This is a genomic window from Membranihabitans maritimus (assembly GCF_021729145.1).
GTDB lineage: Bacteria > Bacteroidota > Bacteroidia > Chitinophagales > Saprospiraceae > Membranihabitans > Membranihabitans maritimus.
On sequence record NZ_JAJSLW010000014.1, the window covers coordinates 31,257 to 51,773 of the forward strand.

At 36.4% G+C, this 20,517-nt stretch carries 23 protein-coding genes; 2 read left to right on the top strand and 21 right to left on the bottom strand.

Translation table 11 applies throughout. The features are described 5' to 3' along the window. Positions 1-439: 439 nt before the first annotated feature. The 16 genes from LVD47_RS16400 to LVD47_RS16475 form a co-directional block, all read right to left on the bottom strand. On the bottom strand, positions 440-1,399 hold the full coding sequence (locus LVD47_RS16400; RefSeq protein ID WP_236978858.1) for a hypothetical protein: 960 nt from the start codon (positions 1,397-1,399) through the stop codon (positions 440-442). 76 nt (positions 1,400-1,475) lie between these two features. Beyond that, a complete protein-coding gene (locus LVD47_RS16405; protein ID WP_236978859.1) occupies positions 1,476-1,856 on the bottom strand; it encodes a VOC family protein in 381 nt (126 codons plus the stop codon). Positions 1,857-2,014: 158 nt separating this feature from the next. Next, positions 2,015-2,827: an AraC family transcriptional regulator gene (locus tag LVD47_RS16410; protein WP_236978860.1), complete on the bottom strand. Its 813-nt coding sequence runs from the start codon at positions 2,825-2,827 to the stop codon at positions 2,015-2,017. A 21-nt stretch (positions 2,828-2,848) separates the two neighbouring features. Beyond that, positions 2,849-3,250: a DUF7793 family protein gene (locus tag LVD47_RS16415; protein WP_236978863.1), complete on the bottom strand. Its 402-nt coding sequence runs from the start codon at positions 3,248-3,250 to the stop codon at positions 2,849-2,851. After that, positions 3,240-4,511 carry a glycosyltransferase gene (locus LVD47_RS16420; RefSeq protein ID WP_236978864.1) on the bottom strand — a complete coding sequence of 424 codons (1,272 nt, stop codon included), beginning with the start codon at positions 4,509-4,511 and terminating at the stop codon, positions 3,240-3,242. Before LVD47_RS16420 ends, LVD47_RS16415 begins: the two co-directional genes overlap by 11 nt. Before the next feature lie 19 nt (positions 4,512-4,530). After that, positions 4,531-5,778 (bottom strand): glycosyltransferase, encoded by a 1,248-nt coding sequence (locus tag LVD47_RS16425; RefSeq protein ID WP_236978866.1) that lies wholly within the window; start codon positions 5,776-5,778, stop codon positions 4,531-4,533. A gap of 85 nt (positions 5,779-5,863) precedes the next feature. Further along, entirely contained in the window at positions 5,864-7,117 is a 1,254-nt protein-coding gene (locus LVD47_RS16430) for a glycosyltransferase (RefSeq protein ID WP_236978868.1), read from the bottom strand. Between the two features lie 1,118 nt (positions 7,118-8,235). Further along, positions 8,236-8,517, bottom strand: a complete 282-nt coding sequence (locus LVD47_RS16435) for an SRPBCC domain-containing protein (protein ID WP_236978870.1) — start codon at positions 8,515-8,517, stop codon at positions 8,236-8,238. A 265-nt stretch (positions 8,518-8,782) separates the two neighbouring features. Then, the gene (locus LVD47_RS16440; RefSeq protein ID WP_236978872.1) at positions 8,783-8,965 is read right to left on the bottom strand and encodes an SRPBCC family protein; all 183 of its coding nucleotides are present in this window, start codon (positions 8,963-8,965) and stop codon (positions 8,783-8,785) included. Between the two features lie 80 nt (positions 8,966-9,045). Next, positions 9,046-9,615: a pentapeptide repeat-containing protein gene (locus LVD47_RS16445; RefSeq protein ID WP_236978874.1), complete on the bottom strand. Its 570-nt coding sequence runs from the start codon at positions 9,613-9,615 to the stop codon at positions 9,046-9,048. A 76-nt stretch (positions 9,616-9,691) separates the two neighbouring features. Continuing rightward, positions 9,692-10,951, bottom strand: coding sequence for a homocysteine S-methyltransferase family protein (locus tag LVD47_RS16450; RefSeq protein WP_236978876.1), 1,260 nt, complete (start codon positions 10,949-10,951; stop codon positions 9,692-9,694). A 160-nt stretch (positions 10,952-11,111) separates the two neighbouring features. Beyond that, positions 11,112-11,579 (bottom strand): cytidine deaminase, encoded by a 468-nt coding sequence (locus LVD47_RS16455; protein ID WP_236978878.1) that lies wholly within the window; start codon positions 11,577-11,579, stop codon positions 11,112-11,114. A gap of 96 nt (positions 11,580-11,675) precedes the next feature. After that, positions 11,676-12,416 (bottom strand): SDR family oxidoreductase, encoded by a 741-nt coding sequence (locus LVD47_RS16460; protein WP_236978880.1) that lies wholly within the window; start codon positions 12,414-12,416, stop codon positions 11,676-11,678. A gap of 1 nt (position 12,417) precedes the next feature. Then, positions 12,418-12,855, bottom strand: a complete 438-nt coding sequence (locus tag LVD47_RS16465) for a GNAT family N-acetyltransferase (RefSeq protein ID WP_236978882.1) — start codon at positions 12,853-12,855, stop codon at positions 12,418-12,420. Continuing rightward, on the bottom strand, positions 12,845-13,291 hold the full coding sequence (locus tag LVD47_RS16470; protein ID WP_236978884.1) for a GNAT family N-acetyltransferase: 447 nt from the start codon (positions 13,289-13,291) through the stop codon (positions 12,845-12,847). The genes LVD47_RS16465 and LVD47_RS16470 overlap by 11 nt, the downstream gene beginning before the upstream one ends. A gap of 13 nt (positions 13,292-13,304) precedes the next feature. Continuing rightward, entirely contained in the window at positions 13,305-14,375 is a 1,071-nt protein-coding gene (locus tag LVD47_RS16475) for a branched-chain amino acid aminotransferase (protein ID WP_236978886.1), read from the bottom strand. Positions 14,376-14,473: 98 nt separating this feature from the next. On the opposite strand from LVD47_RS16475, the gene LVD47_RS16480 reads away from it, so the two are divergent. Continuing rightward, the gene (locus LVD47_RS16480) at positions 14,474-15,901 is read left to right on the top strand and encodes an aminotransferase-like domain-containing protein (RefSeq protein WP_236978888.1); all 1,428 of its coding nucleotides are present in this window, start codon (positions 14,474-14,476) and stop codon (positions 15,899-15,901) included. Positions 15,902-15,908: 7 nt separating this feature from the next. Here the strand turns inward: LVD47_RS16480 and LVD47_RS16485 are convergent, their stop codons facing one another. The 5 genes from LVD47_RS16485 to LVD47_RS16505 all read right to left on the bottom strand — a co-directional run bounded on the left by LVD47_RS16485 (position 15,909) and on the right by LVD47_RS16505 (position 19,316). Continuing rightward, entirely contained in the window at positions 15,909-16,622 is a 714-nt protein-coding gene (locus LVD47_RS16485) for a DsbA family oxidoreductase (RefSeq protein WP_236978890.1), read from the bottom strand. 399 nt (positions 16,623-17,021) lie between these two features. Continuing rightward, a complete protein-coding gene (locus LVD47_RS16490) occupies positions 17,022-17,507 on the bottom strand; it encodes a YciE/YciF ferroxidase family protein (protein WP_236978892.1) in 486 nt (161 codons plus the stop codon). 30 nt (positions 17,508-17,537) lie between these two features. Then, positions 17,538-17,732, bottom strand: coding sequence for a CsbD family protein (locus LVD47_RS16495; protein WP_236978894.1), 195 nt, complete (start codon positions 17,730-17,732; stop codon positions 17,538-17,540). A gap of 116 nt (positions 17,733-17,848) precedes the next feature. Continuing rightward, on the bottom strand, positions 17,849-18,565 hold the full coding sequence (locus LVD47_RS16500; RefSeq protein ID WP_236978896.1) for an SGNH/GDSL hydrolase family protein: 717 nt from the start codon (positions 18,563-18,565) through the stop codon (positions 17,849-17,851). A gap of 121 nt (positions 18,566-18,686) precedes the next feature. Next, complete coding sequence (locus tag LVD47_RS16505; RefSeq protein ID WP_236978898.1) at positions 18,687-19,316, bottom strand: RNA polymerase sigma factor; 630 nt, start codon at positions 19,314-19,316, stop codon at positions 18,687-18,689. 161 nt (positions 19,317-19,477) lie between these two features. On the opposite strand from LVD47_RS16505, the gene LVD47_RS16510 reads away from it, so the two are divergent. After that, positions 19,478-20,515 (top strand): FecR family protein, encoded by a 1,038-nt coding sequence (locus LVD47_RS16510; protein ID WP_236978900.1) that lies wholly within the window; start codon positions 19,478-19,480, stop codon positions 20,513-20,515. Positions 20,516-20,517: the final 2 nt, after the last annotated feature.

Below are 20,517 nucleotides of genomic sequence, written 5' to 3' on the forward strand. Positions count from 1 at the left end.
GAAGTGCCTGTCCCGACATGAATTCGGCGGGAAGCGAAATATACCTAACCCAGGGTGCCAACCCAGGGTAGGGAACAATTATTCGTCGAGCTCACGTTACATTAAGGACCGGTAGATTCCATTTATGTTTGCCGTGGATGATTTCTTTAGTTGAATACCGAAAATTTTCGGATTCGACAAAATTGCTATGGATGCGGTTGCTTTTTGGCAACGACCTTTTGACCTAATCCTTCGAATGGGGCCAATCAAAGCATACCGTTCAATAAGACGGCAGAATTACTGTTAAGTCACTTTGTAAAACGACGAATTCTGTTACATAAAGGCACATTATGATCTTGGGGTACCTGGTATATTTTATCCCGGTTTTATAATGCCTTAGTGCTTTGTAAATTAGCAAAAGTTATCTCTGTTTGACATTGGTAATTTATTAAAGAATATTTTAACTTAATAATGAATATTTGACTAATAGTTGACCTTTTTCATTCCATTTGATCCATCCTTCTCCTAATGCTGTATAGTTATCATCTACTAGTTGAACCTTCATCCAATTTCCCCTTATAGCTAAAGGCAAGAGTAATGTGTGTTGGATATTTATTTTGTCTGAATGTTCAAAGGGTCTGGATCGAATAAAGTTGTTTTTGCTTGGAAGCAATTCTATACTGTGGACTTCCAGTAAAAATGATGGCCATAAAAGCACCTTTCCTGCATTGGAGTTTATGAGGGCTGTTTGGTGAGTTTTTGAATTAACTTCAATCTCTAAAAATCTTTTGTAAATCGTTTTTATTTTAAATAACAAAATACCGTAGTCTAATTTAAGGTTTTGTGGAAGTAACCAGGGTGGAGCATATGAAATCTCAATGTGACCATTATTGTTTATGGTAAAACTAATACTGTCCGTAACAGTTTGTTCTTTTACATTCCCATAAAAGTACAAGCTATATTCCGGGGCTAAATTTGGTTTGAAAATACCCATTCCCATTGGGAGATCTGTATTATTAGGGATAAGGTTTGTATTTAACCAACAATAGGTGGGGAATAATGAGATAGCCTTTGAAATACCTAGTGCCGGTTGCGTCTTCTTTTGAAGTTTGTTTTGATCATTTTCTATCCTGGGACGCTCTCTCCGAATGAAAATTGTAAGGATTATTATAGAAATAAAAAGGGTCCATAGGATATTCAAGCTTACTATGACCTTTTGATTTTGTGTAGAGGCCAGGAAAAAGGATACTATAAAGGAAATAACAGCCGTAATTATACCATATCCTATTACTATAGCGGCAGCAGCCAACATTTGGTTTTCCCCTGCTTTAACTAACAGGGCGATTCCAATTCCAACAAAAAAGCCAAAAACAATGGATAAGAAGTGGAATAGAATAATATGTAGTTTTGGAATTTTCACTTATTTGAAATAAAGTGATTCTAAATTAATTTAATATAATGTAAATTAAGATAGTATTTGTTTAAATAATTTATTTTTATTCTTGAGGTGGTGTATATGTGACAAAATCAATACTTAGTCCATTGGGGTCCCTGATGGCAAAATGGCGGTCGCCCCAGGGCTCGTCCCGAAGTTCGACGATAATTTTTACATTCTTCTCTTTGATCTTCTTATAAAATTCATCTACGTTTTCCAATTCGATGGTCAGGAATATACCTTCTCCGTTAAATGGCTTATGGAATATTGGATGCTGAGAAGGATGATTAGGCAGCAAAAATGCTAATTCAGACTTTTTATTAGGGGTGTGTAGAAGTAAATAAAAGTCGTTTTCAAAAGTGACGCCAAAATTGAGATTTTTGGTGTAAAATTCCTTCGTGATTTCCAATTGTTTTGTGATAATTCCTGCGTTTAATTTCATCTTTTTAACGTTTTGAGTGTTATTGATTTGACAATGAATAGCTGTGTAAGTGGTCAGTGACATAAAGAGAGTGATTATATATTTCATCTTGTGTATGATTACTTTTATGTCAAATGTAGGACAGAGACTACTACTGAAATAGTAAAAATCGGACATTTTCAATCAAATGCCCGGGAAGGTGGCAATCCATAGAAGTTTTTAAAGTCTTTAATAAAATGGGATTGGTCAAAATACCCCAGGTCAAAGTAGATTTTGTTACCCCGGATGTTTTTCCTGGTAGGGTTTTGATTGAGAAATGATTGAAATCGGACCACTTTACTGAAAGTTTTGGGGGAATCACCGATATAAAACTTGAACAATCTTCTCAATTGCCGGGTGCTAAGTCCTGTTTCCAGGTCCTTTTCGATACCTACCTGTCCTTTGTTTTGCAATATAATCTCTAGGGAGTGGAACAACCTTGGGTCAGAGATTGTCTGGTGATCCCGGATTATAAGGAGAAAAAGATTGTCTAATTTTGTTTTCACACTTTCTAAGATATTACTACCCTCTATACTTTGTGAAATTTGCATGGAAAGTAGTGAGTTTACAGCATACAAGTCTTCAAACCGGTTGGTCAATTCCGAAGCAGGGAGATTGAATAATAGAGGAAAGGCGGTAGGCAGGAATCGAATACCCATATAATTAAAAGTTGTTTCGAGTTGGAATTCCATGTATTGGTTGGAAAAGCCGGTAATGAAATTTTGATGGGGAGAATTTGCTTCCCATAGTATGTCAATGCACCCATCCGTCACCACCCGGTAGATAAAATTTTTATCTAATGGTTTTTGGGTCGCTAATTGCCAGTAACAGTAAATAAAATCAGATAGCCGGAAGTCTGGAGGTGTTTCCATATAAGAAACCTGGTTTTGCCCGGCTTTGATAGCGGGTTGGACCGGTTTGAAAAGGTCTTTTATGGAATTTAATTTATTCATGAATTTAAGAATGGAGCTGTCTTACAAAAATTGCTTTAACCATGCTTTAGCTTTTTTATCATCAGAAAATGATTTAATAGGTATTGGGGGTGTTTTAAATTTGAATAGAATGTTCATAATTAATTGTGACAATCCCGGGTTTGATACCATAGCCATAGCTTTATATATTTCAGGAAGTTGTTGTGTAGAAAATTTGCGAGCTTCTTTATCAGGGACAGGCGAATTGCATAGATAGATTAGAAGAGGAACTTGCTTGTTGTTAGTAATTTTTTTTACCAATGCGACGTTTTGAGAAATATTTTGTACCGTTCTTTTGGGCTTTTTGGAATAGGAGTACAGAATACCTTCTTTGTCCAGATAATAATCTGCAATCTCTCCGATAATTAAGTTCTCAGATGACGGTTTTTGAATTTTAGATTTCATGTGAAAGGCCCGGTTCAATTAAAAACTGATATAGTAGTTCTTCATAATCCTCATTTTTTATTGATACAGCTATTCTTTCAGCGTTTTCTTTAAAAGATTTATTGTTGAATAGATCGAGTACTTTAGGTTCCAGATTTTCTTCCGATATTTTTTTGATACTAATTCCTTTGGGACCGAGAGCTTTATCCGAAATGATGTTATTCCAGGTAAATTGATCAAAAATATGGGGTGTAATCATCGTAGGTAGCCCATATTTAAGAGCTGTATGGGTGGTGCCTGAGCCTCCATGATGGATAATGGCATATACTTGAGGTAGTATCCAGTCATAGGGAATAGATTGAGTAAAATGAAATAATTGATGATTATACTTTGATGGTTCCGACAACCCCCCGGAAGCAGTATTGATAATAGCTGGAATATTGTGTTGTTTTAGAATATTCATGAATATCCGGGTTTTACCTTCAGGGTCGGGATTGGTTATACTCCCAAAGGTTATAAATAGAATTTTTTTATGTTGACTGAGGAAAGAAATTAGTTCAGTAGAAGGCGACCAATTAGAACTTTTGTTGCGTTCGTGAAATCCCAGAATTTGCACGTTACTCTTCCAGTATCTGGGTCTTGAAAACAGGGAAGTGGAAATAGTAAATACCATTTTTTGATCCAAAACCGCTTTTCTGATCGCCCGATTGGACTTTTTACCTTCTATTTTAAGGTAGGAATACCCTTTTTTTATAAAATAAGCTAAGCCCCAATTGGTTAAACGATAGGATAGTTTGTTGAGGAATGGGGACAGATTTGTGTGAAAAGAGATGTAGGGATGTTCATTTACAGAATGAATAATAAAGGGCACGGCACTGACAAGTAAGGACCTGTTATTCCTAAATCCCCAAATGAACGGGTAAATATTTAGAGCATTATGGAGAATTAAATCAGGAGATTCTTTTTGTACAACTTCAAATTCTTTTTGAGTAATTTTTTTCCGAATTTTTAAAAATTTGAAACCCATTTTGATGGAAGAGATAACCCGGATCAATTTAGGTTGTTTCCCTCCAAAGGCAATCCTGGCATCCTTGCTTTCCAGTAGGTCAAGTGTTTCCGGTCCCAGAGGAATAAATTCCAGGCCCGAGTGGCGAACGAGGTCTTCAAATTGATTGGCGAAAACACAAATGACCTGGTGGCCCTTGTTTTTCAAAATTTCACCAATGGTAAGAAAAGGTTCCATGTCCCCTCGGGTGCCGATGGAAAAAAGTAAGATTTTCATTTTGCGTATTTGTCGCAAATTAAGAGGATTTATTGATAATAAAATTTATTAGTTGTTCTGGGGACGATTCTGCTTTCATTTGTATGGAGATCTTTTCCGCATTTTTTTTATAATTTCTATTTTTATACAGATCTAAAATTAAAGGCTCCAGGTTTTGTCTATTGAGTTTACCTATTTTTATGCCTTTTGGGCCCAATTTTTTTTCTGCAATGATTTTATTCCAAACAAATTGATCAAATACGTGGGGAATGGCCAATGATGCACAACCATTTTTTAGGGTATTATGAACAGTACCGGAGCCCCCGTGATGAACTACTCCATAAATTTTTTGTAATATCCAGTCATAGGGTAGACTTTGGCTGAAGTAAAACTGTTTTTTATTGTATCTATCTGGGATGATCATTCCCCCTGAGCCTGTAAGTAATATTGCCGGTATTTGATTTTTTTCCAGAATTTCAATGATTATTTTGGTTTTTAGTTGAGGATCCGGATTGGTCATACTGCCAAAAGAAATCAATAATAGCTTATTGTGCATTGTGAGAAATTCAGTTAATTCGTCAGGGGGAGACCATTCGGCCGATTTATTTCGCTCGAAAAAGCCCAATACTTCTATGTTATTATTCCAGTAATTGGGTTTGGAAAAGAGGGACTTGGATATAGAGTAAATCGACCTTACTGACAGCAACTTTTTCTTTATTTCTCTTTTCGTAGGTTTTTTTGAAATTTTGAGAATATTCATTGCTTTTTTAAGGGAGATTGCTGTTGAGTGAAGGGCAATTTTATAAGTGAGTCGATTCAAAAAATATCCATAGTTTTTCCTGAAAATATAATAAGGGTGGTCATTTGCCGGATGAAAATAATATGGTGCGGGAAGTACTAAAACAGTTTGGCCGGGATGATCCATTGACCAAACAAAAGGATAGGTGGCAATGCTGTTGTGAATGATTAGGTCCGGCTTGTATTCCTTCACCGCATTATATTGCCGGGTAATTGTATCCTTTTCTATTTTTACAAACTTTAAACCAAGTCGCAAATGATAAATAAATTTAAAAATTCCCGATTTACTGCCTCCAAATGCTTTTTTCGCTAGCGGACTATCAATGACCTCCATAAACTTTTCGCCCAAAGAAATAAATCGTATTTGACTATTTTCAAATGAAGGTCTGAATTTTTCGGAAAAAGCAAAAGTGATTTCATGGTCTGTATTCATCAATTTTTCACCGATTGCTAATAGCGGTTCTATATCCCCGCGTGTGCCTAAAGACATGATAAGAATTTTCACGTATCTCCAAAGTTTAAATTAGATGATTAATGCATTTCCTGGGCGTACTGAATAATTATGGCTCAAAATATTATTCTAATATAAAATTATATAGCTCAGGCCTGAAATTTTCTTTCAGCATATCTTTCGAAACTAATACAGCATTATTCTTGTATTTCTCATTTGTAAACAAATCTTTAACTAATGGTTCGACCTTTTTTCTTGAAAAGGAACGAATACTGGTTCCCAATGGCCCTAGTTTTTTATTGGATATTATCTTATTCCACACATATTGATCCATAAAATGGGGGATTATTAAAGTTGGACAGCCCGAAAGGATGCCTTCATGAGTAGTTCCACATCCTCCGTGGTGGATAACTGCGTACATCCTTGGAAAGATCCAGTCGTACGGAATAGACTTGATAAAATAAAAAAGATGGGAATTATACTGTTCAGGCTTTTCCAGGCCACCGGAATTGGTGCAAAAGATTGCAGGAATACCATTTGCCTCGAATATTTCCATGAAGATTTTTGTCTTTTCTATTGGTTGGGGATTGGGCATACTACCGAAGGTTATAAAGATTATTCTGTCATGTTGAGATAAGAATTTTTCAAGTTTTTCCGGAGGTGACCAGTTATTTAATTTATCCCGATATTGGAACCCCATAATTTTAGCTTTGTCATCCCAGTATTGGGGTTTTGGAAATAGCACTTCAGAAAAATTATAGAGTGTTTTACCGGATTGAAATGATTCTTGGATCTCTTTTTTAGATTTGGCAATGGGTAAATTTAATTGGTTTATTGATTTTTTGATTTGACCCGATAAAACAATGTTGAAGAGTTTATAGGAAAATTTATTGAGAACAGGACCTAGGTCTATGTTGAGGGATATATTTGCATTTTCCTTTACATAATGCATAGTATAAGGGTAGTACTCTATCAGTATCGATCTGTTTGATTCCTGAAGCCCCCAAATAAATGGGTAAATAGCTAATCTGTTGTGAATGATTATATCCGGGCTTGTTCTATGTATGATTTCGTATTGTCTGAGTAGTAATAATTGTTCGATCTTAGAATGTTCAACACCGAATCGGATAGCTGATAGAAATTTGGAAAACAAAGACCTGTTTCCACCAAAAAATTCTTTTCCATGTTCCTGATACATTAAATCCGTGTGTTCTGTTCCCAATGAAATAAACTCCATCCCCACTTCCAACACGATATGTTGAAATTTATCAGGAAATACACACATGACCTGGTGACCCTTATTTTTGAGTTTTTTCCCAATTGATAATAATGGTTCAATATCTCCTCGGGAACCTAATGCAACCAGCGCTATTTTCATATATTGAAACTTAAAGTTTTGAAGAAAACGCTTTCAAAGTAAAGAAGAATAAAATAGTTTGGATTAATTCTACTTCATATACTTCTTTTTATGATAAAATATTGTGATGAACCTTTATGGTTAATAGAAGGGGGTGTTCTATGGTCGAATTCGATATGTTGGAATAAATTCAATATTTTATGAATACTGTTGATGGTTGGAATTGTTATTTAATTGAAAATAGAATATTTTCTTCTTAAGTATTTGGATACAAATCTTATTTATGGTTTTATGTGAGAATTAGATTTGGAATGGGAGCATATATATTCTTGTAAACAGCTTTAGTTCGGCGGTGAAACCCGATAAACAACTGCAGTTTCGAAAGTACTAATTTTTATTTTTTTAATTCTGGTTGTACCATAGTCTGGTAAGGAAGTACTTCCATGCCCGGGCAGGAAAATTACTACTCTGGTCCATAATTCCCTTTTTCCACAAGTAATAGGTTAAATGGATCCAGGTAAAAGCAGTAATTGTTCATTGGTATTTTATACATTAAGTCCTGCCAAACCTTCTGGATTGAGGTACGATATATTTTCATGTAAGGATGGTTTTTTTTCTTAATTTCCTGATATCCGTATGTACAAAAATTCCTGTAGTAGGTGTAGTAAGAGCGTTTTTTTAGTATCAAAGGATGGAAATTAATATCCCCTAAACTTTACATTCCATTGGTCCGACAGGTTGTGGGATCATGCAAAAGCCATATAGTTCATGTTCGTCGCTGATATTTTCATCAGAAAGGACCGAGGGATAGCTATTATCTTAAAGATTGTCGGTATACAAATAATATGTTAACCCTTCCTGTTACCTTGAAATTTTTTAAAATTTGTGAATTTTAATTTTAGATTCCAGGGTCAAAATGAGGTGTCCCATAACCCACATCTGCCAATAATCGATACGGGGTTCCAGTATGTTTCTTAAGAATTTTACCCAAGTTTTGATCCAAGTATCCGATTACTTTAATGATGATTCATTTTTACAATAACTTTTAAGTCTCATAAGAAACATTAACCAATTGTAATTACACCATCCAAAAAATTATGAGGACTCTTGCCAGTTGAAATGGCTAAATGTAAGGGTAGTTATACCATTTTTTCAGTTAGGTCAAAAGTAACACCGGTACCTACCCATTCTTCATTGGATTCAGTACAGGTCCAGGAGATTCTTTTGTTTTCAGTTAGTTTTGTTACCTGGAACTTTGTAATATACCCCTCGTCGAAGTCAAATACATTAGTATATCCAACCTCGGGTTTTACTTTGAGTTTGGAGGTCCAGATTTGGGATAATCCTACTTGTGTGGTTAAGGCTTCGTACACTCTGTCCGAAGGGGATTTAATATAGTTGACAATGTCAATTTTTTTCATAAAGTTTTATTTATTGAGAAATTTATCTCTTATTAGATTGAGATTAATCCCGTGTTCCAAGAAAGCTTTTGCGCCATCTCGAACTGTCGTAAATCCGCCGGTATTATCTTTTATAGCCTGGATTAAATCGTCACCTGATTCATGGAATCCACAATTTTTAATGACTACATATGATCTTGTATCTGAGATAGATGTAAATCTGAAATCTACGGTTGTTATGGATCACTCCATTCGATGGAAATATTTTTATTGTCATTTAGTATTACTACGAATATGTCTTTTGATAAACCATACATTTTCCATTCCAGGTATATTTTTCGCTTTCTTTTAATTTTCCTGTGGATATTGTGAACCAGAATTTGGTGGTTATTGCTGGGTCAACAAAAGCTTGAAATACCCTGGCTATTGGTTGGCGGATAAGCATTTGAGCTTCTACAATAGGATTCATTTTTAGTGGATTTATTATTTTGATAAATGGGGTGTCCAAATTGTAATTATATAAAGCAACCGTTAGGGATACTATAAATTTTACTCTATTTTTATCTGGTATTTAGCCAGTAAGCCAATGACATCGGGAATTGAAAATCGGGCACCTCTGATTTTATTTATTTCCGGATCTATAGTGTAGTTAAAGGATCCCCTGAAGTCTGTTTTTTCCAGGTTAGTATTTTCGAAAACAGCGCGGTCAAGTGCACAATTTACGATGGTAGTATTCGACAAGTCCGCTTGTGAAAAATCCACTTCTTTTAATTGGGAGTTTGTAAAAGTTGTTTTTGTAAGCCGGACTTTATGGAAGGATGAAAAATTGAGATTACAATTATCAAATGAAGCGGAAAAAATAAAGTCATTGCAATCTTCAAAGGATAGGCCTAATAACTTGCCATTAATAAATTCCACATCCTGTATAGAAGTATTCTTTAGAATGACGTTGCTTAAATCGCAATCTTGAAAAACGCAATTGATAAAACTTGATTCGGAGAGATCTACCTGGCTAAAACTACATTGTTCAAACAGACAGTTGTCGTATTTTCCTCTGGAAAAAGGAAAGGTCGAAAAGTTTTTGTTTTGGTAATTTTCATCTTCGTAAAATGTTTTCATAACCGGTACTATTATCCGCAAAAAAGTATGCAACTTCAACTTTATAATTATATCCTTTATTGAATGTGTGGTATTCTTAAGGTTGCCCGATTTCAGTCCTTAGATACTGATATCTGCCATAAATGTGGGCGTTTAGAAGCAAGGCTTGTTCCGGATGATATTTATTTCTTTCAGCATCAAATTTGTTTTTTAAGCGCATAAAGGATTCTTTGTCATCAATGTAGGAAACAATACTCATCAATTCTTTTAATTCAAATGTAGGCTTGGATGTTGACGTAGTCCAATTATTTATTTTATCGATTATAAATGGGGGCGTACCCTGGCGCAACCCACTTGTCAAATTACTTTTACCCCTCCTCGGCACAATATCTTTTACAGCCAAATAGGCCATACGAATATGTTCGGGTGTGGTACCACAACATCCTCCTACTATATTTACCCACTTTTCCTGGGCAAATTGGTGAATTAATTGTGCAAATTCTTCAGGGCTTTGATCATAATCTCCAAACTGGTTGGGAAGTCCTGCATTTGGATGTGCACTTACATAAAAGGGACATCTTTCATGTAATTCTCTTACATAAGGTATTAATTCTCTGGAACCTAGAGCACAATTTAACCCGACTGAAATCAATGGGGCATGAGATATGGAAATTAAAAAGGCTTCGAGGGTTTGTCCCGATAGTATTCTTCCACTGGCGTCAGTGATGGTTCCGGATATCATAATAGGGAATTCCCGACCCAGTTTAGCAAATAATTCCATTAAACCAAAAATAGCAGCTTTAGCATTTAATGTATCTGTAATAGTCTCTAATAAAAATAGGTCTACACCACCATCTATCAATGCATTGGCTTGTTCGGTATAGGCAGATACCAATTGATCAAATCCCACTGATCGAAAACCCGGATCATTTACATCGGGTGAGAGCGAAGCTAATTTAGTAGTAGGACCTATTGCACCCGCCAGAAATATAGGCTTGGTGCCGTTGTTTATTCTGTATTTTTTTATTGCATTTAAGCCCAGTTGTGCACCTGCAAAATTGATTTTATAAACCCATTCTGAAAGTCCATAGTCAGCCTGTGAAATCGAGTTGGCACCAAATGTGTTTGTAGTAATGATATCCGCTCCTGCTTCCAGGTATTGCAGGTGAATATTTTCAATAATATCGGGTTGGGAAAGATTTAGTATTTCTGTATTCCCTTTTAATTCAGTATTATGATTGACAAGCCTTTTCGTTCTGAAATCTGATTCTGAGAATCCATATTCTTGTGTTATGGTGCCCAAAGCTCCATCTAATATTAGAATTCTGTGTTTTAATTCTGATTCTATTCGGTGCATCTAGGGTGTTTAATTGATTTCTAATTGAATTATCAGCGCAACTAAGGATGTATAATAATTGGATTAAGATATTAAATAAAATTGTATTTCACTTTCTAATTGTATTGATCATGGTCGCTGCTAATATTCTTTAGTACTTTTAAAATGGCTCCTAAAATTTTTACATATCCCTATTTCCGAATGCAAATGGAAGTAAATTTGATACACCTACAAATCTCATGACTTTGGATTGCCCTGCGAGGATAATTACTATTGGATTATCTGAGAGGTCTTCCACTTCTTTTATATCCTGACGACATTGGCCGCACGGTGCTGCTGGGGTGTTAATTCCCGGATTACCTGCGACTGCAATTTTAGCAATTTGGTTTTTTAGCCCTGCAGCACTTGCTGTGTCTAAAGCAACTCTTTCAGCGCAGCTACTTTTGTGATTTGAAGTTTCCTGGTTACTGCCGACTACAATGTGCCCTTCTCTAGTGGAAATGGCAGTTCCAACGCGGAAATTGGAGTAGGGGGAATGCGAAAATTTTCTGGCTTCCCGGGCTCTGTGAACTAATATTTGTTCATCTTCAGGAAGTTTTTCCAGTACATTGAATTCTTCGTATTCGATGGTAAGGGTGCGGTGAGCCATAGCTTAGTAGTTGATGAATATAATAAAGGAGAAATGGAATGAAATGGTTCCTGGCTCGGTTGATTATTATTTTTGTAATGTAAAGTGGATAAAGACTTACATTCCTCCTGTAATCTCGATAAATGTACCTGTAGAATAAGAAGATCTATCAGAAAGTAACCATAAAATGGCTTCTGCGACTTCTTCTGGCTTTCCTCCTCTTTTCAATGGGATACGGGAACTTAGTCGTTTGATCCTTTCCGGTTCTCCCCCCGCAGCATGGATATCGGTATGTATATAGGCGGGTCGAACTCCATTGACCCGAATTCCTTCGGAAGCTACCTCTCTGGCCAACCCCCTGGTAAAGCTATCCAATGCTCCTTTGGATGCTGCGTAATCGATGTATTCACCAGGAGCGCCGGTTATTGCTGCTTGAGAGGAAACATTGACGATGGATCCTCCCGTACCACCCAATCGAGTAGACATTCGTTTAATGGCTTCACGGGTGCATAAGAAAGGACCGATAACGTTTGCCTTGAAAATTCGATCCAGGCGACCCCCTGTCATACCTGACAACTTCATTTGTGGTTCCAGTATGCCTGCATTATTTACCAGGTCTGTGAGGTGTCCAATCTTGTCAATCTGTGAAAACAAATCCAGGATTTCTGTTTCGGAAGTTACATTAGCCTGTATAGCGGTGGCAGTACCTCCACATGCAGAAATTTTAGAGACAAGTTGATTTGCTTCTGTTTTACTGTTTAGATAATTGACAATAACATGGTATCCTTTTTTTCCTGCTAATAAGGCCGTGGCAGCTCCAATCCCACGACTGGCTCCCGTGACTAAAATGATTTTCATATTAACGATTGAGTATATGTTGGAAATGGTGAGATGAAATATCGAAACCGGCATTGAGGTATAACCGATGGGCTTCATGGCGTTGGTGTCCCGAGTCCAGTGAGACTGTATCACATTTTTCTTTTTTAGCAATGGAAAAAACTTCCTTCAGCAATTCCCCGGCTAAACCTCTACTGCGGTAAGAGGAGAGTGTGCATAAGTCATCTATATACAATGTTTTTCCACTGTGAAACATATTTTGGATGCGGAATCCAATAAATGCCACTCCGATTTCATCTCTTCTAATATAAATGATTTGAAAATTCTCTTTTCGTTGTTGTTGATAAATCTGCCAAATATCTCGGTCCTTTAATTGAGGTCGCAATTCCAGGATAACCTGTTGGCATTTTTTTATGTCTTCTTCAGAAGTTGCCAATTGAAGTTTAAATTCATTTTTCATATGGTGTTGATTTGCTGATGATTAGGAATTTTTCTGGCTGATCCAATGATTTAAACCCGAATTGTTGGTATAAGCCATGGGCATCATCCGTAAATAGCATAAATTTTTTCAACTCCCTCACCCAATCTAGATTCAAAATGCAGTTTAAAAGAATCTTGGAAAGCCCTTTATTTCTGTGTTCTTCTATTATAAAGACATCTGCGAGGTAGCCGAAAGAGGTATAATCAGTCACTATTCGAGCATATCCAATTTGCGCTTTGGCATGAAATATTCCTATAGGAAAGGAATTTTTTCCAGCAGCTTTTACCTTTTTATAAGGAATGTTCTGCGCCCAATACGAATGATTCGATAGCCAATTATGGATTACATCCCATTGCATTATTTCTTTGTCAGAAGAAAAAAAATAATCGAAATAATTGAAGTTAATTGTTTGCATTCGTATAGAATTTTTAGACTGAATGTATTATTGTATTCCATCCATAGATATCTGGTTTTCTACCTGACCTAATAGACTTTAGTTCTTCTTTTAAACGAAAGGGAATCCCCTTTTCAGAAATTTTTACTTTATAAGTCTTGGCACCGATACTGACACTTTCGATGGGAGAGATAACCGCAGCAGTTCCTACGCCAAAGGCCTCTACTTTTTTGCCCGTTTGCAAAGCACTTTCCAATTCCTTATGACTTATTTTTCTTTCTTCCACAGCAATGCCCATATCTTTTGCAATAGTGATTAGAGAATCCCTTGTGACACCGTCTAGAATAGTTCCGGAAAGGGGAGGGGTGATCAGTATTCCGTCGATGACAAACATAATATTCATCATTCCCGATTCTTCGATATAAAGATGTTCCTGGGCATCTGTCCACAACACCTGGTCGAATCCTTCTTTATTTGCTTTTGCAGTGGGGTAAAAAGCTCCCCCGTAGTTGCCTCCACACTTAGCCGAACCGGTCCCTCCGGTTGCACACCTGATATATTGTGTTTCTACTTTTACTTTGAGGTTTTTCGAAAAATATTGCCCCATAGGCATCGCCATAACAACAAATAAATATTCATCAGATATTTTTACTCCGATACGGGGTTCGGTGGCAATTGCTATGGGACGGAGGTAAAGGGATGAATCCAAATCGGAAGGAACCCATGACCGATCTGTTTCAATTAGATGAAGAATGGCGGAAATAAACAATTCTTTTGGCACCTCAGGCATGCTCATCCTTTTCAAGGAAAGATTGAATCGATCCGCATGCCGATCGATTCTGAATACGTTGACATTCCCATTTGTGCAACGGTAAGCTTTGAGGCCTTCGAATACGGCTTGCCCGTAATGGAAGCAGAGAGCCAGTGGACTAAGTGTTAAATTATGAAATGGTTCAATTTGGAGATTATTCCATATTCCATCTTTATATTCGGCCGTAAATATATGGTCAGTAGGATTGGTCCCGAATTGTATATTTGTAAAATCGTACCGTTGGGTATTGTCCACTTGTGATTTTTTGACGGAGATATTGAAAGCGTTTTCCATACAGTTTTTTTTGAGTAAAACATCAGGTGTAAAAATGATACTAAAAATCTATAATATACAGATACAGTTTTATTAAATTTGACCATAACAGATGGGAGATGAAAAAATTCGACGACAAGTTTCTTTTTGAGAGGATTTCGAATAGTATAGGACGCCAGATACGAAACAATGTCCTTAACCCCGGGGATAAATTACCTTCAATACGCGAGATATGTAGGATTCATGCAGTAAGTATGAGTACAGCAATTCGTGCTTATTCTGAACTTGAGGGCAAAGGATTCATTGAATCCAGGCCGAAATCGGGTTATTTTGTATCATATACCCACCAAAAATTCCCTTCTACGCCGAAAACGTCGAACCCTGTTAGTGATTTTGGAGCAGAAACAACCGAAGCTTTGATTGCCAGGGTTTATTCAGAACTCGGTACGGAAGATAACCTTTTGTTTTCTCTGGGAGTTCCAGCTCCGGAACTTTTGCCTATTTCGCGAATTAACAAGTCGATGGTGTATGCGATGCGAAGGATGCCTCATAGCGGGACATCATATGAGAAAATTCAGGGTAATAGTGAATTGAGAAGGCAGATTGCACGTGGAGTTATTAACTGGGAAGGTGAACTTAAGGAAGAAGATATTGTCACTACTGCAGGTTGTATGAGTGCTTTAACCTATTCCATTTCTGTACTGGCCAAGAAAGGGGATATAATTGTGGTAGAAAGCCCGGTCTATTTTGGTATACTCCAACTGGCCAGGAGCCTTGGCTTGAGAGTTTTGGAATTAGCTACCAATCCGGTGACAGGCATGGACTTGGATATATTGGAAAAAACATTGAAGGAAAAGACTATAAAATTAATCCTATTGGTAAGTAATTTTAACAATCCTATAGGGAGTTGTATGCCGGATGAGCACAAGGCCCGTGCGGTTGAATTAGCTGAAAAATACAATGTGCCCATTGTTGAAGATGACCTGTATGGAGATATTTATTTTGGAGAATACCGGCCAAGGTGTTGCAAAACATTTGACAAAACCGGAATAATCCTTTGGTGTGGTTCCATATCTAAAACCCTGGCTCCGGGGTACAGGGTAGGGTGGGTGGCTCCGGGAAAATTCAAGGATCAAGTCATTCGCACGAAACTGTACCATTCGGTTTCTTCTACTACGCCGGTGCAGGGAGCCATTGCTCATTTCCTGGCAACTGGTAGGTATGAAAACCATCTCAGGAAGCTGAGAAATACTTTGCATTCCAATTCACTCCGGTATTTGCATGCTATAAGTGATTCTTTTCCGGAAGGAACAAGGGTAAGCCGCCCTAGTGGTGGATTTTTGCTTTGGGTGGAACTTCCCAAGAAGTCCAATGCGGTAAAGCTCTATGAAACTGCGATAAAGCACAAAATTAGCATAGCCCCAGGTAGGATGTTTACCCTTCAGGATCAGTACCACAATTGTTTTCGATTAAGCTATGGACTTGTATGGAATGAAACGGTGGAAAATTCAATCCATTTGTTGGGAAAATTGGCAAAACAAATTTAAAAGAATATTATATGTTACAGTCCCCATCAGGTGTGCATGATTTTCCTTGTATAGTTTCCAAAGCGAATGGTCCATTTTCTTTTACCCATTCACCGTAGGCTTTTTTTAGAGTTTGCAGGAATATATCTTGTTCCTGTGCTCCTGAAATTCCATATTTTCTATCTATTACGAAATACGGAACACCTCCGATTCCAAGTTGGCGTGCCTCTGCAATGTCAGATTTTACCTCTTCAGAGAACAACCCGGATGATTCAAGTATTTTGGATAGTTCTTTAGCGGCAAGGCCAATTTCTTCGCCCAGAGAGATCAATGTATCCACGTCATCAACATTTTTACCTTCTATAAAATATGCTTTTAATAATCGTTCTTTGGCCTCACCTTGCTTACCGGATTTTTTGGCAAAGTGAATCATTCTGTGGGCATTAAAAGTATTTGCTTTTTTAGAATTGTCCAGGTCATATTCCAGGCCTTCGGTAGCCGCTATATGACTGACCCTGTCAGTCATATCACGGGCTTGATCCATACTTACTCCGTATTTGTCCGAAAGGTATTTTAGATTGTTTGACATAGGATCTGTTTTCAGGTCAGGAGCCAGTTGAAAACTTTTCCATTCTATATCTATGTTCCCAGACTCAGGGAATTGTTCCAGTGCTGATTCAAATCTTCTTTTTCCAATGTAGCACCAGGGGCAAGCAATATCACTCCAAATTTCTACTTTCATTATTTAATTTTTTGCCTTGGTTATTAATTTTAACGAGATTATACAATACCACCTTAATTGAAAGCCTTTCATTCAACAGACTTTCTGCCTAAGACCACCTTCGTTAACTATTTTCTCTCATCCTATTCCTTACAAGATCATTATCCTTCCATCTTACAAAATATCCAATTTAAGTATATTATAATAGGACAGGAATTAGACGTCGGCTGTACTTTACAATTTCTTTGATGGTAACTCTTGTAACAACCTTTTTGTTTATAATAATATTTGAGACATTATGATTTGGAAAATTAATGCAGGGTGGATTATACATTATTCAACAAGGAGGATATTATAGATAGGATCAAAAAAAAAACCTGACTCTTTTCAGAATCAGGTTTCTATAAATTTTTATTGATTTTATGCAATCGCTGCTTGATTTATGCGACTTTCTGCTATTCCATTTAATAGGTGATCAACATTTTCTTCTTCAGAAAATGTCTTGTATAGTTCCCTTGCAATATTTGATAGCCCTAGTTCCCGGGCATATCTTGCTGCTGTACCATACCCAGCTATTTCATAGTGTTCAATTCTTTGAACTTCTCCAATTAACCCGGCATCCAGAACTTCCTCTTCAGATTCTTCTGCTATAAAGGAATAGGTTTCGCGAATAAGCCCGTCCATAGCTTTACAAATTTTTCCGGTAGGGTCTATATTGAGCTCGCTGCATATGTTTTCCAACCGCTCTTTGTGAATTTTAGTTTCCCTGAAATGGTTGGTTAAAACGATTTTTATTTCGGAGTCATTTGCAGCGGTTATAAACTCAGGTAATGCGGTAACTAATTGCAATTCTGCGCTATACAAGTCCTTCAATTGGTGCTCTAATAATTCTTTTAAATTCTTCATGACATTATATTTTAAATTGAAGAAAATCAGTTATACTATACTATTTACATAATTCTTGAATTCTGAATGTGACATTCCTGTTCGCCTCTGTATTCTACCAATTAACTCAATTTCTTTACCTTTTTCATACTTTAGGTCATCATGTGTTAAGTGACCGTACTTTTGCTGGAACTTACCCTTAAGCATATTCCAGTTTCCTCTGATCTTATTTTCTAATGATTCCATGACTTTTACATTTTGATGATATGGGTTAAAGACGTTGGATGTTGCTAAATAATTTTGACGAAAGGTCTGATTAACGAAAGATTAATAAGTGTGAAAAGGAAGGATGGACATAATATTTACTCCTTGAAGTAGTCATAAAGTGCACTAGTTATCAATAAATGTCCTTGTTCATTTGGGTGATTCACCTGGGACATTAACTTACTTATCTGTAAGCCTTTCTTTACTTGAGATTTAAATATATCGTAACTATCGATTAAACCAATTTGATATTCCTTTGCTAATTCGCGAATCATATTTGCATGTTTATTTAATTTGCTCTCGGAGTTAAGAATATCTTCTCTTTGATCAGCTGAGGGCGTAAGTAGGATGATTTTTATATCTTTATCAATTGCTTTTTGAATCATTTCACGCCAATAGCGTTCAGCATTTTCTATTCCTAGGTCCCTGTCATTCAATGCATAGTCGATAAATAGGACGTCAGGATCGTGTTTCAGTACTTCGGATTCAAACCTTAGGGAACCATTTTTAGAATTTTCACCACCAATGGAAGTATTGATTACATTGATTACTGCGTAGGGATAATCGGTTTTAATTCGTTTTAGGAGTTGATATGGGTAAGCTGCCAATGTATTCACAGTTGGGGTTTTGAAATAACCTGCAGGAACGGAATGGCCATGGAATACCAGGTTAATAGTCTGATTTTGAGGCCATTTTTTCTGGAGTTCAATTCGGATACTTTCAAGATAACTCTCTTTATTTGCAATTTGTCCTATCAAAAAAAATGGATTCGATAGAAAACTCAATGTGATTATGATTAGGAAACTCTGCTTCATGATCTTCCCCCTTTAGCTGATTACAAAGAATTACAGATAGTCTAATTTTCAGAAACCAATAATTGATTCCAGAAAGACTACTTTGATCAAAAATATCACCTTGAAAATAAAGTTTTAGAATTTAAATGAACCAAAAGAAAATAAATAAAATCAAATTTTGAGAAAAGGTTTGAAGTTGTATTATTAATTCTTCCCGGGATGAAAACCTTTCACGGATTTTATTGATTCCTCTTGAAGTTAGATTTCTCACTACCTGGTAATTAATATCCAAAACTTTTGCTACTTCTTTAGCTGATAAATTTTTGTAATATCTCAGAAAAATAATCTCTCGTTCACGCGGACTTAAAAGGTTTAATAAGGATTTACCCATTTCTTTTTGATTATGTAAATCTTCATTTAAACAAATTATTTCTTCGGGACTGGAAACATCTGCGTTCGAAGGGTAAATCTTGTCATGTTCTTTTTTCTTATTTTCATCAGCCTTTTGACGAAGTATGTAATTTCTAAAACATCGAATTAGATATGGTTTAAGCAATCCAGAAGGGATAAATCTCTCAGGATTATTGTAAATCCTTAAATAGAAATTCTGAATCAGGTCCTTTACCGTAGATTTATCGTGTTCAAAATGAAGACCATAAGTAAAAAAGTCGTTATAAGTCTTTTTGTAAAAACTTTCAAAGGCTGAATTATCTCCTTTTAAATAGGCTGTCAGCAGGGATTTTAAAATTTCATTGTCACTTTTGTTCTTCACTATTATACTATCATTTCCACAATGTATTAGGGTGAAATTAATAAATCCAATTATAAAATTGAAAATGAATTTTTTTAAAAATAATATTAATTCGGGTTACACTAAGTCTTTTTACTGACTGTATGGAATATAAGATCGATTGAAATAACAAAATTAAGTTCTTGAAAAATAACAAATATAATCGGTACACAGCCAATGATTTTCTGGAAGAAGAAACCTTTCGCCGATGGGTTTTATCGGGTGAAAAAGCTGGGTTTTGGAATGAATATTTAGCGTCTTCTCCACCCAATGAGGGTGAAATCAAAGAAGCAATACGTATTTTGAAGAAAGTGGGAAGATACTATGAGGTGAATGAATTAGATAGTGATCAGGTTGATCTTGAATGGAAAAAATTTGCGAATGCAAAAAATATGCAACCTCCGGTCAAGCGCAAACGCAAAAGAACAAAAAGGAGCATATTTATATGGAGTATGGCTTCAGCCGCTGCAATGGCTTTGGTGGTGGCTGTCTCGTGGTTGATTTTAACCAATCAATCTTCAGAAGTAAAGTACCAGGTATATCATACCGGAAGCGGTGAAATTAGAACTATTGTCCTCCCTGATTCTACGGTCGTCACTCTGAATGGATATTCAAAGCTTAAAGTTCCGGATAAATTTGATAGAAATGGGGCTCGATCTGTTATTCTTGACGGGGAAGGATTTTTTAAGGTGACTCCTTCTCATCGAACTGAAAATAATTTTACGGTTCATTCTGCGCTATCAGATATAGTGGTTTTAGGGACTGCGTTTAATGTTGTTGCAGCTGATCATATTACAGAAGTGACCCTTGAGGAAGGAAAAGTACAGATGAAATATGCAGATGATAAAGGGCAGGTTAATAATGTAACAATGGCCCCGGGTGAGCAAATGTCATTGAAATCAACGGGGGAGTTAAAAAAGTTTTTCGTGGATAATATAGAATTGTTTTCAGAGTGGAAAACAGGTTATTTTGCATATGAAGACCAAAAAGTGAGTAAAATTCTGTCAGATCTGGAAAGGCAGTATGGAGTGGAATTTCATGCTGTAAATGATACCCTCAAGGAAAGAAAAGTTAATGGGGTTATTGCTGCTACTGATTTGAATGAAGCGCTGGAAGTGTTGAAGATAACTCTTGATGTAAATATTAGTCTCGAAAAAGAAAAAATTTACAGAATCCATTAAAA

What these genes read in the sequence shown, in the direction of transcription:
- LVD47_RS16430 (WP_236978868.1), bottom strand. Translation starts at nt 7,117, where the DNA reads ATGAAAATAGCGCTGGTTGCATTAGGTTCCCGAGGAGATATTGAACCA.
- LVD47_RS16480 (WP_236978888.1), top strand. Translation starts at nt 14,474, where the DNA reads ATGAAAAAATTCGACGACAAGTTTCTTTTTGAGAGGATTTCGAATAGT.
- LVD47_RS16475 (WP_236978886.1), bottom strand. Translation starts at nt 14,375, where the DNA reads ATGGAAAACGCTTTCAATATCTCCGTCAAAAAATCACAAGTGGACAAT.
- LVD47_RS16405 (WP_236978859.1), bottom strand. Translation starts at nt 1,856, where the DNA reads ATGAAATTAAACGCAGGAATTATCACAAAACAATTGGAAATCACGAAG.
- LVD47_RS16465 (WP_236978882.1), bottom strand. Translation starts at nt 12,855, where the DNA reads ATGAAAAATGAATTTAAACTTCAATTGGCAACTTCTGAAGAAGACATA.
- LVD47_RS16485 (WP_236978890.1), bottom strand. Translation starts at nt 16,622, where the DNA reads ATGAAAGTAGAAATTTGGAGTGATATTGCTTGCCCCTGGTGCTACATT.
- LVD47_RS16415 (WP_236978863.1), bottom strand. Translation starts at nt 3,250, where the DNA reads ATGAAATCTAAAATTCAAAAACCGTCATCTGAGAACTTAATTATCGGA.
- LVD47_RS16490 (WP_236978892.1), bottom strand. Translation starts at nt 17,507, where the DNA reads ATGAAGAATTTAAAAGAATTATTAGAGCACCAATTGAAGGACTTGTAT.
- LVD47_RS16435 (WP_236978870.1), bottom strand. Translation starts at nt 8,517, where the DNA reads ATGAAAAAAATTGACATTGTCAACTATATTAAATCCCCTTCGGACAGA.
- LVD47_RS16440 (WP_236978872.1), bottom strand. Translation starts at nt 8,965, where the DNA reads ATGAATCCTATTGTAGAAGCTCAAATGCTTATCCGCCAACCAATAGCC.
- LVD47_RS16455 (WP_236978878.1), bottom strand. Translation starts at nt 11,579, where the DNA reads ATGGCTCACCGCACCCTTACCATCGAATACGAAGAATTCAATGTACTG.
- LVD47_RS16470 (WP_236978884.1), bottom strand. Translation starts at nt 13,291, where the DNA reads ATGCAAACAATTAACTTCAATTATTTCGATTATTTTTTTTCTTCTGAC.
- LVD47_RS16425 (WP_236978866.1), bottom strand. Translation starts at nt 5,778, where the DNA reads ATGTCTTTAGGCACACGCGGGGATATAGAACCGCTATTAGCAATCGGT.
- LVD47_RS16450 (WP_236978876.1), bottom strand. Translation starts at nt 10,951, where the DNA reads ATGCACCGAATAGAATCAGAATTAAAACACAGAATTCTAATATTAGAT.
- LVD47_RS16500 (WP_236978896.1), bottom strand. Translation starts at nt 18,565, where the DNA reads ATGAAGCAGAGTTTCCTAATCATAATCACATTGAGTTTTCTATCGAAT.
- LVD47_RS16410 (WP_236978860.1), bottom strand. Translation starts at nt 2,827, where the DNA reads ATGAATAAATTAAATTCCATAAAAGACCTTTTCAAACCGGTCCAACCC.
- LVD47_RS16420 (WP_236978864.1), bottom strand. Translation starts at nt 4,511, where the DNA reads ATGAAAATCTTACTTTTTTCCATCGGCACCCGAGGGGACATGGAACCT.
- LVD47_RS16495 (WP_236978894.1), bottom strand. Translation starts at nt 17,732, where the DNA reads ATGGAATCATTAGAAAATAAGATCAGAGGAAACTGGAATATGCTTAAG.
- LVD47_RS16460 (WP_236978880.1), bottom strand. Translation starts at nt 12,416, where the DNA reads ATGAAAATCATTTTAGTCACGGGAGCCAGTCGTGGGATTGGAGCTGCC.
- LVD47_RS16445 (WP_236978874.1), bottom strand. Translation starts at nt 9,615, where the DNA reads ATGAAAACATTTTACGAAGATGAAAATTACCAAAACAAAAACTTTTCG.